This is a genomic window from Alkalitalea saponilacus, from assembly GCF_900168165.1.
Classification (GTDB): Bacteria; Bacteroidota; Bacteroidia; order Bacteroidales; family Marinilabiliaceae; genus Natronoflexus; species Natronoflexus saponilacus.
The window spans coordinates 36086-50351 of sequence record NZ_FUYV01000015.1; the positions used below are offsets into that span (position 1 = coordinate 36086).

The following is a 14266-nucleotide window of genomic DNA, read 5'->3' on the forward strand; positions in this document are numbered from 1 at the left end:
TGTGCAACTTAACACCCCCAGCAAAATGAACCACCGCTACATCCTATCGCTGCTTCAGGAGCATCTTCAATAATAAAAGAGGCTTTGATTAAATCCCCACTTTGCCCGGAAACGGCATAGATAGATTTTTCTTCCTCATCAACAACGAAAGATCTTATAGAGTGATTTAGATTCAGAATTGCGATTGATTCGCCTTCCCAGTTAAATACATATATTTTTTCAAAATGGAACGGAGAATTTTCCATAATTCTTTTGCCGGAGAAACCGGCATAAATATATTTATCAGAGCAAGAAATATATGTGTAGCCAATTCTCGTATGCGGAGGACGATCAACTCCAGCATAATCATTATTTCTAAATATTTTGAAATTGGGATTTAGATTTAATGGGCCTCTAATAGCCTTAATAAGTTCGCCGGTAATATTATATATCTCTATTACATCAAACCAATAACAACCTGCAACAAATTTTGTCCTATCAGGCTTAACTTTATAATCTCCTTCGAAAAACAATTTTTCAGGCTGTGGACTCCACTCTTCATTTGCTGAAGTATTAACATCAATTAATCTTGACAAAGTGTTTAGATTCCCTAATCCCCTTAAAATCATATTTGCATTAAAATCATAAATGTCATATTTATTGTTTGTCCCGGTTGAACCAAATGTAATTACGCTTGCATCATCAACATACCTGACTTGTAATACTTTTAAATCAACCGTATTTGAAGTTAAATCTGATTCTTTTTCCAAAAAATCATTCGTGAACCAGATACGTCCCAGGCCTCTATCAAAAATCCAAAACTTATTATTAATGAGGCCACTACTTCCTGCCTGCAAAACTTCATTCGGGCCTCTTCCTCTTTTAAACTTTTTATCTACAAGCTCTCCGTTCTTTGTAAGTATAATAATCCAATATCCATCTTCAGGCGTTCGCGTATTATGACAGATGATAAAACCATTTTTTAAATGCATCTCTCTGGGTTCGGAATGAAGGTAACTAATTATTTTTTGAAATTCCACCTGAACTACATTCGGGAACTTTCCTAAAGCAGTTTCATTTTCATTAACTCTGATTCTTTGTCCTTGAACGGATGCCGTTATTAATAGAATTAAGAAACATAAATAAAATCTAGACATTTCAGTTAAGTTGTTTATTTAAAAAGTATTTTTATTACAAGTGATTGATTATATGGAAGGTGTAAAAAAGTAATTGACACCTTCAAAGTATCCATATCCTTATAGATGTCCTTACAAACAATTAAATATGACTGTATGAGACAGCTGCTAAAGGCTTTAGGTATAGCTCGATATTATGGATGAGGCCAATTTCCTCCAGTTCTAACAAAAAGGCACGAGTTGCAAACTCGCGTCAACGGAACAAAAGAGATGGTATAAACTTACAATACCATAAACTCCACCCGTCTATTTTTGGATCTCCCCTCCTCCGATATATTATCACTAACAGGAATCGTGGAGCCATATCCCTTCCATGAAAGTCGGGCGGCATCAATTTCAAGTTCAATCAATTTTTGAACAACAGCCTTCGCTCTTTTAACAGATAATTGCTTGTTATATTCATCGCTGCCTGAATCATCGGTATGACCGGCAACCTCAATGTTTCTGTTGGGATGCTGTTGCATAAATGATACAAGTTCTAACAAGTCGGGAATAGACTCTGCCAACAAATTGTAGGAGTCTACTTCAAATAAAATATTCTCCAGCACAATTGGAGTATCCTTTTCTACTTTTTGATGGTTGAATACCATTACAGGAACATCAACGGTTGAGGTTTCTGTAAAATCTGACGATTCAGGGTAAAAATTAGGTAATGCCTTATCTTTGTAGTCATGAGCAACCAAGATAAAACCATCAACATAGCACCATCTGGATAGAACGGAACTTCTCTGGATGGACGGTGTGATCTCTTTTAATGTATTAAAAAAACCAATGGTCATATATCGGGCAAATTCAGGCGCTTCAAATGAGAGTGTAACTTTTTGCCACTGGTGAACTATAATGTCGTGAAACGATTCAACGTTTACTAAACTATGAAAGTAGTTCTGAAAGTTATCCAAAGTAACAGGGTGCTCTGAAAAAGATATATTCAACGAATAATCAACTGGATAACTATACGGTTTCCAAAGCCAAAATTCAAGATGATACTTATCTCCTTTTAACATAGTAGAGTTAAGTTTCGTTTGTAATAATGGATGGTTATAAAAAGGATTGCAGTTGGCCAGCCCCCCTCCAGAAGACAATTCTATAAAACTATTACCCTCAATACTATTAAAATAGAAAACTCTATCTGCTAGTCCCCAAAGCGGAGAATGTGGTGTATTACTTTCTACATTATAAATATTGGGGAATTTTCTACCTAAGCTCTTCCAACCAGGAACTATAATTGCAATATCCTCATAATTACAAATATGTGCTTTACTTCTGTGATAGATTTCTTTATGTACAGAATAAAGTGAATTAGCATATATAGAGTCTATTACATATCCATTTTTTTCAACCAATACATATTGCATTACAACTCTGGAAAAGTCTAATGGACAACCGGAACGAGTTTCACGGGTAATCAAAGTGTACTTTGTAGTATCTATATCTTTTATATGAGTATGTACAAGCTCTGTGCGTATTACTGAGTCAATGGGTTGACATTGAACTGTATTTACGAAACACTTTTCTATGATATGCGGTGGAATCTCTGAATGTTTTTCAAAACTACCGTTTGGTATTAGGTTCAAATATGGAGGAAAATAACAATTAACCAAAACTCTTTTCCCATCTTTAAAGTTCTCTTCAAGAACCAAATTGCCATCTTTGGCCCATACTTTTCTTTTGTTTACAGCAATTGAATCAATCACCCGAAACCGTTCCCGCTTTATTCTCGACTCTGCGACCTCCTTTAAAGTACCGTTCTTATAAAAAAAGGAGTCTACAACATGGCGGGTGTCGTCAATTCGGCCGGGTTCCCATTTTTCTGTTGTATTTAAAACAGTTCTACGATGATGTTTACTTTGTCCCGATATCGAACTTATAGCAACGAACAAGAGCAACATAACAACAAAAGAAGGGTAGTTCATTTTAAACTTTTTGTGATGAACCAGTTTTCGTTTCATTTCTTTACTATTCGATATAGAACAACTACATTGTGTTGATTTTTGTTGGTTTTATCAACTATTTGAAAAAAATCCTTTTTAATGCTTTCATGTTCTGCACTCCATTTCATATCGGGTATAGACCTCGTAAATTCATACGAATTGAAGTGTAAATAGCTAACGAATTTGTCCTGATGGGTTCCACAATCAATGCCATTAAACAAGAATAGCGAAAGGTTATCAGTTTGAAATTTTTCAAATCTAACATTTTCAGCAGTATCATTTTTTATATAGCATGTCCAAACGAGGGGACTATGTATGTTATTCGCATTGGAGACCTGAAAGAAATGAAAACCATTTGCATGAGTGTATCGATGAATTCTTTTTGTATTCTCTACTCTCAGAAATTTGAATACTGAATTGTTGCTGATTTTAAATATTTCATTGTTTAGCTCCACAGAAAACAACACCTCATCATCCATCCCAGGGAAAAACCTCGGCCTAAAGATTGAATCATTTTTCCTACTTGTGAGAAAATATTGCTCCAATAAATTTAAGGAATGGTCAAATACATTAATTCTTACGGTATTATTTCTCCTGTCTGTTTCATGCTTGCAGATAAAATGCAGACCTTCCGTATTAACCATAAAGTCTTCAAAATTAAATGTCAATAATTCTTTGGACAGAAAATCCCCTTGTGCTGTAAATTTGAATAAAAACAAAGATTTATTATCTACAATGTAAATAGTATCCTTATGTATTGTAAAATCAGTTATCCAGGCTCGCTCATCATAGAGGGAGATATCAATTTTATTTTGTGCTTTACCCTGTAAATCATAGATAAATAAGTTCGTATTACTAATATCTGAGACATAGATAAGAGCATCACTCATTCTTACTTTTCTAATCGTATTTACCCGATAGCCCCTGCGTGATTGCAAGAGCGTAAGGGATTGTAATTCAAAAGTCAAATCTGCTTCATTGAAGATTTTAGTCTCATTGAGTTCGATTTTATGATGGGCATCTACTTTTTCAGAAAGGTCAAAATAGTATCGCTTTTGTCCAGATGCATTAATCATTGCAAAAAAAAGAAGAAGGCAAATGCAAAGTGTTTTCATAATAATTCTTTAAATGTATTGCTAACCATCGTATCCAGTTTGACAAAGAATTTGTTCAATAACAAAACAGCGTCCTCCTTCTCTGTTACAAACGGAGGTTGTTTTTCTAAAGAATCTGATTTCCGTACCATAAAAATAGCCGCATCGCCTTAATCCCGACAGCGATATACCACTTGATTTATCGGGCTGTATATTCTGAAGTTTTGATACTAATAAACGATAAGATGTATAAGCGGGAATTGATAGAAGAAATGCATCCGAGAATGGGTTCATCGGAATTGGAGTTCGCCGTAAAGGCATTTTGTGGGCTAAGGCTAACATGAAACTGAAATTTATGGATTCTGAACGAAAGATAACAAAAAAGAGAATCCGGGCAAAATCTTTAAACAGCAACGCCCCAATAAAAATATTATTGGGGCGTTGTTGTTTTGCTTATTTAAATGATAAAATCAAATAAATTTTATCCCTTTATGATAATCCTGTAAGGATTTTACCTTGTAATTTCCATTCTGCCGCTCTTTTATTCCGGCTGTGGCAGCTTTGGCTGCCGCAGTGGTGGTAATATAAAGAACATTGTGCTTGATGGCATTTTTGCGAATGTAAGAATCATCAAATTCGCTCTGTTTTCCTGAAGGGGTATTAATGACGAGGTTTATCTCGTCATTAACCAGCATATCCACAATATTTGGACGTCCCTCGTGAACTTTTAGAACTTCTTTGGCTTCTATACCGTTCTCTTCCAGAAACTTTTTGGTTCCCCGGGTTGCCACGATGCCAAATCCCATTTTCACAAAGTCCTGCGCCACATCAACAATTTTATCCTTATCGTTATCGGCGATGGTAATCAGCACATTTCCATTCACCGGTAATTTCAGTTTGGTAGCTTCCTGAGATTTGAAAAATGCCAGACCGAAAGAGTCGGCCATTCCAAGCACTTCACCTGTGGATCTCATTTCAGGACCCAACACCGGATCCACATCCGGGAACATATTGAACGGGAAAACGGCCTCTTTTACTCCAAAATGTGAGAACTCCGGTTTTTTCAATTCAAAATCGGCCAGTTTCTTACCCAACATAATCTCTGTAGCTATCTTGGCCATTGGGATGTTGCAGATTTTCGAAACCAAAGGAACCGTTCGAGAAGCCCTTGGGTTGGCTTCTAGTATATACACTTCGCCATCATAAATAGCGTATTGAATATTCATCAGACCCACCACTTTCATTTCAATGGCGATTCGTCTGGTGTACTCTTCAATGGTTTTTATTTGATTTTCGGTAATAATAACCGGGGGAATTACGCATGCTGAGTCGCCTGAGTGAATTCCGGCATACTCTATGTGTTGCATTACAGCAGGTACGAATGCATCTGTTCCGTCAGCAATAGCATCGGCTTCGGCCTCAATGGCATCTTCAAGAAACTTATCTATAAGCAATGGCCTGTCGGGCGAAACCTCGGCAGCGGCCGCTTTTACATACTGGCGCAGCATCTCTTCATCCAATACAATTTTCATTCCACGACCGCCCAATACATAAGATGGACGTACCATTAACGGATAACCTATACGGGAAGCTATTTCTATGGCTTCTTCCTCAGTACTTGCCATTCCTGAAGGTGGCTGCGGGATGTTCAGTTTTTCCATGATCATGCGGAACTGATCCCGGTCTTCAGCCAAATCGATGGTTTCAGGCGAAGTACCAATAATTTTCACGCCATTTGCCTGAAGCTCATCCGCAATATTGAGTGGTGTTTGTCCACCAAACTGGCAAATAACACCATCCGGTTTCTCCTTTTCATATATACTGAGAACATCTTCCACGGTTAGTGGCTCAAAGTAAAGTTTCCCTGAAGTATCGTAATCAGTTGAGACTGTTTCGGGGTTACAGTTCACCATGATGGACTCACAACCGGCATCTCTAATGGCAAAAGCGGCATGCACACAGCAGTAATCAAACTCGATTCCCTGACCAATCCGGTTTGGACCTCCACCCAACACCATGATTTTCTTTTTATCGTCTACCTTCACCTGATTGGGCGCATTGTAGGTTGAGTAATAATAAGCAGCATCTTCTACGCCACTCACCGGAACAGGTTCCCAGGCCTCTTCCATACCAAGTTTTAAGCGGCGCTGGCGAATCTCTTTCTCAGGAATTTCAAGGATTTTTGCCAGATATTTATCGGCAAATCCATCCTTTTTGGCCTGAACAAAAAGTTCGTCGGGCAATTGCCCTCCTTTATAAGAGAGGATCTGCTCTTCCAGTTCCACCAACTCTTTCATTTGTTCAATGAACCAGGCTTTAATGGCCGTTTTTTCGTGAAGTTGATCAATGGTAGCCCCTTTGCGCAATGCTTCGTACATAACAAACTGGCGTTCGCTGGTTGGAAATGCCAGGCGGCTTAATAACTGATCGAGCGTCAGTTCATTATAGTTTTTGGCAAAACCCAATCCATAACGACCGGTTTCCAGAGAGCGAATGGCTTTTTGGAAAGCCTCTTTATAATTTTTTCCAATGCTCATGACCTCGCCCACAGCCTGCATTTGAGTTCCAAGCTTATCATTAAGCCCTTCAAATTTCTCAAACGCCCATTTGGCAAATTTCACAACCACATAGTCGCCATAAGGCTTATATTTATCAAGTGTTCCTTCTTTCCAGTACGGAAGTTCGTCGAGGGTAAGCCCGCAAGCCAACATTGCTGAAATTAAAGCGATGGGGAATCCCGTTGCTTTTGAAGCCAGCGCTGACGAACGGCTGGTTCGGGGATTGATTTCAATCACCACCACACGTCCGGTTTTTGGGTCGTGTGCCCATTGAACGTTGGTACCTCCAATAACTCCTACACTTTCCACAATTCTATAGGAGTAATCCTGAAGCTTTTTCTGAACTTCCTCTGAAATGGTTAACATGGGAGCAGTACAGAATGAATCACCGGTATGAACACCTACGGCGTCCACGTTCTCAATAAAACATACGGTAATCATCTTTCCTTTATGATCACGCACCACTTCCAACTCCAGCTCTTCCCAGCCAAGAACCGACTCTTCAACCAGTATCTGGTTAATCATACTTGCCGCAATTCCTCTTGCAGCAATTACTCTGAGCTCCTCCACGTTATATACAAGGCCGCCACCGGTGCCTCCCATGGTGTATGCAGGGCGAATTACCACAGGGTATCCCAGATCCTCAGCAATTTTCTCGGCATCTTCCACCGTTGTCACCGCCTCACTTCTGGCCATCTCAATGCCCAACTCTTCCATCGATTTTTTAAATTCGATGCGGTCCTCCCCCTTTTCGATGGCTTTTAGGTTTACACCGATAACCTCCACGTTGTATTTCTCAAGAATTCCCTTATTGGCAAGATCCAGCGAAAGATTCAAAGCTGTTTGTCCCCCAAGATTTGGAAGAAGAGCATCCGGACGCTCTTTTTTAATAATTTCTGTAACAGCATATTCATTCAATGGCTCAATGTAGGTAAAATCGGCCATTTCAGGGTCGGTCATGATGGTGGCCGGATTGGAGTTTACCAGTACAATTTCATAACCTAATGATCGTAATGCTTTACATGCTTGAGTTCCTGAGTAGTCGAATTCGCAAGCCTGACCAATTACAATGGGTCCTGAACCAATGATCAGAATTTTGTGGATGTCGTCCCGTTTTGGCATTTTAAAGTAGTATTTAAACTGTTATTAAAAAGGGATTCTGAAGCGTATTATCAAAATGTGTAGAATTGTCTTGACAATTCTACTTAATAAATTCTGTTTATTTCACTCCAAAACGGATGCAAAAATAACAAAAATCATTTGATTTATAACAATCTGAAAGTATGTTTGATGGATATCGGGAAAAGTTTTTTGCTAAATCCATTTAGTTTTAAATCAACAAGTTGATTTATAACCGATTATTTTAAAACACCCCATTACTTGCCAAAGAATGCAATTTAATTCACGAGAACCTTTCGGCATGTCCGTAAATCAAGAAATTCAAGCTACAAGACTAATAGTGTAATCAATAAAAAATATAGTGCAATTCCTCAAAAGTGGCATCCAACTACTTAACCCTTCGGCTGAACTCCAATATCTGATACTGCACAAACATGGGTCGGTTTACCAGGCCAATATTGGCTCCGCGTGTTCGGACAAAATAGACTTTCTCATTGAAATCATCCACTAAAAAACTCTCACCGCTGGTGAGAGGAAAATCCTTTTTTGACTCATTCGGATTACCCTTTACTCCTACTACGGTTCTGATTCCGTTGCCACGCTCCCGCCCTGTTATATTCATTGGTTCAACATAAAACGGAAGATCTTCGTAATGGGCTTTGTATTGATCGTAAAACAGCTGAGATTCTCCAAACCCAATGGATGCAGTAAAAACGGGATTTATTTGTAAATCGTAAGTCACCTCCATGTATCTTTCCAAACGTAGGTCGTTAAAAAGACTCAACTCTTCAAGATTGTTTTTCAGAATTGAGCCCAATACCAATGAATCACTTGCCATTACCGAGAAATTATTGTCCAGCCCCTTTAAATCAAGATTCAGACGCCCCACGTAAACCGTATCGTTTGCCATTAATCGGTTGTTGCTGGTAAGGCGAAAACCGGAGACATCCAACCTTCCCATTGCATTTCCAGAAGGACTATAGACAGTGAGGTTATTTCCAAGCATCAATTGGTTGTTCTCGTTAATCTGTTGCTCCGAAAGTTGCCAGTTGATGATAAAAGCACTCCCGATAAGAGCTGCAATACTTCCACTCAGCTTTACTGGTCCCATGTTGAAATTGGAGTTTTCGATGCCACCTAAAAAATAAAACACCAGCGTTGAAATTGCCATGGCAATGAGCAGCGAAGGGACAATGGGCGGGAAATTCAGGAATACCAGGAGAACTCCTCCAAATAGCCCGAATCCCAATGTAACTGAAATTATAATCTTCTCAAATTTGGTAATGTTTTCCATATAGTTTTGGGTTTATCGATCAATAGATCGTTAGAATTTTAGATATTTAGATATTAGACAAAGGTAAACACTTAATTATACGCAAATTACGCGCTTAGCAAACAATTCTGCATATACTTGTATATCTGACAGATACAAAAGCTTAACGAACTATTATTGATAAAAGCAAAAAATTAATCCATATAAACAAAAGTAATGTTTTGGTTCTAATTCTCACTCTTTTTGACCTGTTACTATTTCTTCAAAAAATGGAGTTTGTGGGTGTAATGCGTCAAAAATAAGCAACAAACCAAATATTCCGAACACCAAACTTTGAATCATCTCTCCAACAGTCAGAAAGTTTAAAAAATAAGACATAAAGGCTACTATTACAGCATTTGCGATTAAAAAAAATATTGCCTTACGTTGCCGGGAATAAACTATAAACAATACGAATTCAATAAAACTGAACAAAATAAGAAATAATAACATGGCTCTATCCTGGGAATAAGGGAAAAGTCGAACAAATGCAAAAACAGAGACGACAACTCCGATTAGTCGCATAACAATCAAAAAGTTTCTGACATTGTCTCGCTCGTCCCTCAAGTATGATTCACGGTAACGTTTACTGTTTTCCATCCTAATCTGATGATCTTCATTTTTCTTTGTATTGGTAATGAAATACAAAAGAAAAATGTTTATTACGGGAATCATTAAAAACAAATAGTACCAGGAGGTGATTCTTTTATGTTGATGTAACCATTTCTTTGAAATGGTTACAGTTTGTAAACCGCTTAGAACAACTCCTGATAGCAAAAACAACATCATATAAAGAGGATAAAATAGAGGCATTTCATACTCCAAATAATCATCAAAACGCCCCACCACTCTATTGAATCCCCAAACCACAAAAACCAGAAATGAATAATTGAAACAAAACCCAACTAAGAACTCTTTTTGGGACAACAATTTTGTTTTAAAAGTACTCCGATTGGCTTTAAACAGCTCAATAAAGCCTGAATTATCAAAAAAGAATAAATAATAAAAAAGAAATGAGAAGCACAAAATGTAAACAAACAGATTGATTAATTGCGCAAGCCAAAATCCCTGAAAACGATAAAAAACAGAGACCACCAAATCCATATTGATTCCAGTATTGGTCATGAGATAAAACATCCCAATGCCCAGCAAATACTTTATTAAATAGTTAGACTTGTAACCCAATAAGAACGATCTGGCAATTAATAACAACCCGAAATTATTGATTAGGGGATTGAGATAGATCTCGATTTCTATTGGAATTTGACTAATTAAAAATCGGAAAAGTAAAACCCCTGCCACCACTCCGGAGAGATAAAAAATCTCTCTGAATTTTTTATCATATATAAATTCCCATACAAACAACAAGAACAAAAAGAAAAAAGTCTCAATGTGTCTTAAAAATGGATATTTATGTATAATTTGAAATTCCCTGAAATCACCAGTTGAAATAACCGGATTTAACCAGCTAAATAACATCCCACTTAAAAGAACCAAAATAGCTGGCAGAAATACAAATTGAAGTTTTTTAAAATTGGGGATGTAAATCATATCTTCATCTTGGTTTATTCATAAATTAGTCGAAATCCTACAGGAACCTGCAATGTATCAGAATCATACATGTTAATATACAGAATTACGGGCTCTTGTATCCCATCATAAGTTAATTCATACATATCAAGCAACCCGGTATCGCCAAATGTACCATTCTTAGTTTTAAACATACAACAGCTACCAAGTCTTCTATAACTCACATACTGCCCTTCCGGCCCTGTCAGTGCATTTAAATAACGTCGCTGATTCAACACCCTATCGGCACCTCCTCCGGTCATTACAGGATTCTCTTTTGCATATCCGTAAGTGGGATCATCACTGTAATGCGAAATAAGGAGAACGTAATCATTCAAAAGAACCTGTTCAACATTTGGCGATTTAAAATCAAGTTCCTTTTTAGAACTACAGGAATATAGAAATCCGGAAATCAAGAGACAATAAGCAACTTTATTCATACAGGCAGAGTTTGATTTTATTGATAAAAATAGGCTTTTTATTTAAATTCACGGAACATAACAAAACATTATAGTAATCTTTATGTGCATGGGCTTTTTAAAATAAGCAGTTGGCTATAATGCTTTAATAATTTTAACAAAACAGAACTATTAAAATATAGCCATCAAACAAACATTGCAATAAAACCACTAAGCCCCGGCTAAAAAACAAATTAAACTATGCGTTCGAAAAAATTAGTAAATAAATCGAACGATTATACAAATTCATTTGTAATATTGTTGATTCAAATTTTTAAACGATAACCCTGAATAATAAAGATTCTAAAACAGAATGGAAATTACAATAAGAGAGGTCTCCAACCAAAGTGAATTCAAAAAGTTTATAGCTTTTCCAGGCAAACTCTATAAGCAGAATAATTACTATGTGCCTCCCTTAATCTCTACTGAAAACAAAACGCTTTCGCCCCGGCATAACTCCGACTTTAACCACTGCGATGTGAAGCTTTGGCTCGCCTCGATTAACAATGAGGTTGTTGGAAGAGTGGCCGGAATCATTGATCATAGGTACATTGAAAAAACCGGAAAAAAGTATGTGCGCTTCGGGTGGTTCGATTTTATTGACCAGCAAGAAATAGCGAGTGTGCTGCTAAAAACAGTTGAGAATTGGGCTGTTGAGCATGGAATGACCGCCATTCATGGCCCCTACGGACTTTCACAGTTTGATCCATCAGGAATTCTGATTGAAGGATTTAACGAGTTGCCAACTTCATTCGGAAAATATAACTACCCATATTACGCTCCAACAATTGAATCCCTGGGCTATCATAAAGAAACTGATTGGCTGGAGTTTAGAGTAACGGTACCCGAAAAAGTGCCCGAAAAATATTTTAAGATAGCAGAGATTGTTGAAAATCGTTACAATTTATCGAGCGTTCCGATTAAAAGCAAGAAGGATCTGCATCAATATGCCGCTGAGTTGTTTACATTACTCAATAAAGTTTATGGAGAACTTTACAGCCATTTTGAATTGACTCCCCAAAAGATAAAAGAGCTTCAAAAAGAATTTATTCCCATGTTAAATCCCGAATTTGTTTCGATGGTAGTCAATGCAGACGGAAAAATGGTGGGTTTTGGAATTTGTCTGCCTTCACTGGCTAAAGCCATTCAGAAATCGAAAGGACGATTGTTCCCTTTTGGCTTTATAAGAATTCTTTATGCTCTTAAATATAACGACACCATTGATACTCTGCTAATTGCCATTGATAGCAATTACAAGGAGAAAGGAGTAAATGCCTTAATATTCCGTGATATAGGCCAATCCATCATCAACCATAAAATCAAGTTTGTTGAAACGACTCGTGAACTGGAGGGGAATCGCGATGTGCAGAACCTTTGGAATAAATTTGAATACAGACAGCACAAAAAGGCACGTTGCTATATTAAGGAGTTATAGCTCAATCATATTAGGTCGTTCGAGTTTAAGAAATTTAGATGTTAGATTAAAGCCAAACGATATATTGTCAACTAATTTTTAACCACTTAACACAATAATTATGATTAAAACTATTTTTGCAATCGTTGTTTTCTTTTTTGCAAGTATAACAGCGTTCGGGCAGGAAGATTCTGAGTATAGTAATACTCTTAAGAAAATGTTTGAAGTTTCAGGGACTGAGGCTTCGTATCAAACAGCCATCAAACAAATGATTTCGATGTTTAAGCATCAGTATCCTGATGTTAAAGCAGAAATTTGGATGGAACTTGAAGAAGAATTCCTTAAAACTTCAATGGATGAGTTAACTGAAATGTTGGTTCCTGTCTATTATAAATATATGTCCATTGGCGACTTACAGGACATCATAAAGTTCTATGAATCGCCCGCTGGTTTAAAATTCGCCGAAAGCACACCTCTGATTATGGAGGAATCAATGCAGATTGGACAAGCGTGGGGGATGAAACTCGGGCAGGAATTTACAAAAAGAATGGAAGAGAAAGGATTTTAACAACAATAAAATGAAGAAAGAGACTGTCTCAAAAGTAAATTTTCATAATCCTTGTCTTTCAAATCGTTAACTCCACATTAATATTTTACCCCTAAATCCCCCAAGGGCGACTTAAACCTCCCACTTGGGGGAGGTTTGGAGGGGTGAAAGTGAGTTTGCTTAAAGATTGCAGCCCTTTTATATGGGAAACGAATTAAATGTTTCCATAACCACCCCAGCTATCCTCTGCGAACTGGCATACAAAATCCCCTTATGATTCATATAAGTTGATTCACGGCGGTTCAGTTCAAGCGGCGACCCAAACATATCAACAGATATTGCTCCGGCTTCATTAAAAATACAAGCCGATGCTGCATAATCCCAAAAACTGCCTCCACCCTCTTCATCCTTTGGAAACTTAAAATAGCACGAATTGGCATGTTGTAAAACCATACATGCATTCATGGCGCCTCCGGCTGTGGTGTGCAGTTCTATTTTTCTGCATCCGGTTGATTGATGGTGTTCTTCCAGCTTTTTAACCACCATGGGGAAAAAGTCTTGTTCGGCAAAACTTCGGTCGGAATATAGATGTAATACCTCATCGTTATTATCAGGAATCTCAAGCTGTTTTTGATTAAAAAATGCGCCTCCTCCGGTATGCGCATGATAGAGGTTTTGTTTTAGCGGATCGTAAACCACACCAATAATCGGAAAACCATCCTTTCTTACCATAGCAATGGATACTGAGTATCCATGTTGCCTGTTAATAAAAGGGAGGGTGCCGTCCAACGGGTCAATACACCAGACGTAATCCTTTACCAGGCGACTCCCGTCATCGGGACTCTCTTCTGCTAAAAAGCCAATGTCGAACATGTCCATAGTGGGCTCCAAAACCTGTGAAACTATATTCTGGCTCTCCATGTCCACCTCGGTAAAAACCTGCGATGCCAGACTGTCGCCGGAAGCTTTTGTTCCCACGTTCAGCTTGCGGTCAACTTGCTTGGATATGTATATTCCTGCCTGGTATGCAGCTGCAATGGCGCTGTTTTTTAATAAAAAAAGTTGCCCGGAAGTGAGATTCATAATTTT

General features: G+C 37.8%; 11 protein-coding genes. 2 read left to right on the forward strand and 9 right to left on the reverse strand.

The window, feature by feature from the left end:
* Window positions 1–8: 8 nt before the first annotated feature.
* From B5X70_RS12235 to B5X70_RS12270, 8 genes are all read right to left on the reverse strand, one after another.
* On the reverse strand, window positions 9–1136 hold the full coding sequence (locus B5X70_RS12235; protein ID WP_079558194.1) for a BF3164 family lipoprotein: 1128 nt from the start codon (window positions 1134–1136) through the stop codon (window positions 9–11).
* A gap of 260 nt (window positions 1137–1396) precedes the next feature.
* On the reverse strand, window positions 1397–3124 hold the full coding sequence (locus B5X70_RS12240; protein ID WP_079558195.1) for an OmpA family protein: 1728 nt from the start codon (window positions 3122–3124) through the stop codon (window positions 1397–1399).
* Window positions 3121–4221: a 6-bladed beta-propeller gene (locus B5X70_RS12245; RefSeq protein WP_079558196.1), complete on the reverse strand. Its 1101-nt coding sequence runs from the start codon at window positions 4219–4221 to the stop codon at window positions 3121–3123. The genes B5X70_RS12240 and B5X70_RS12245 overlap by 4 nt, the downstream gene beginning before the upstream one ends.
* 21 nt (window positions 4222–4242) lie before the next feature.
* A complete protein-coding gene (locus B5X70_RS12250; protein ID WP_143255077.1) occupies window positions 4243–4542 on the reverse strand; it encodes a hypothetical protein in 300 nt (99 codons plus the stop codon).
* A gap of 128 nt (window positions 4543–4670) precedes the next feature.
* Entirely contained in the window at window positions 4671–7880 is a 3210-nt protein-coding gene (gene carB, locus B5X70_RS12255; protein WP_079558198.1) for a carbamoyl-phosphate synthase large subunit, read from the reverse strand.
* Window positions 7881–8265: 385 nt separating this feature from the next.
* Window positions 8266–9171, reverse strand: a complete 906-nt coding sequence (locus tag B5X70_RS12260; RefSeq protein ID WP_079558199.1) for a hypothetical protein — start codon at window positions 9169–9171, stop codon at window positions 8266–8268.
* A 213-nt stretch (window positions 9172–9384) separates the two neighbouring features.
* A complete protein-coding gene (locus tag B5X70_RS12265; RefSeq protein WP_079558200.1) occupies window positions 9385–10740 on the reverse strand; it encodes a hypothetical protein in 1356 nt (451 codons plus the stop codon).
* Between the two features lie 14 nt (window positions 10741–10754).
* On the reverse strand, window positions 10755–11198 hold the full coding sequence (locus B5X70_RS12270; protein ID WP_079558201.1) for a hypothetical protein: 444 nt from the start codon (window positions 11196–11198) through the stop codon (window positions 10755–10757).
* A gap of 331 nt (window positions 11199–11529) precedes the next feature.
* On the opposite strand from B5X70_RS12270, the gene B5X70_RS12275 reads away from it, so the two are divergent.
* Together B5X70_RS12275 and B5X70_RS12280 are read left to right on the forward strand one after the other, a co-directional pair.
* Complete coding sequence (locus B5X70_RS12275) at window positions 11530–12651, forward strand: hypothetical protein (RefSeq protein WP_079558202.1); 1122 nt, start codon at window positions 11530–11532, stop codon at window positions 12649–12651.
* Between the two features lie 100 nt (window positions 12652–12751).
* The gene (locus tag B5X70_RS12280; protein WP_079558203.1) at window positions 12752–13198 is read left to right on the forward strand and encodes a DUF2059 domain-containing protein; all 447 of its coding nucleotides are present in this window, start codon (window positions 12752–12754) and stop codon (window positions 13196–13198) included.
* Window positions 13199–13375: 177 nt separating this feature from the next.
* On the opposite strand, the gene B5X70_RS12285 is transcribed toward B5X70_RS12280, so the two are convergent.
* The gene (locus B5X70_RS12285; protein ID WP_079558204.1) at window positions 13376–14260 is read right to left on the reverse strand and encodes a 3'(2'),5'-bisphosphate nucleotidase CysQ family protein; all 885 of its coding nucleotides are present in this window, start codon (window positions 14258–14260) and stop codon (window positions 13376–13378) included.
* Window positions 14261–14266: the final 6 nt, after the last annotated feature.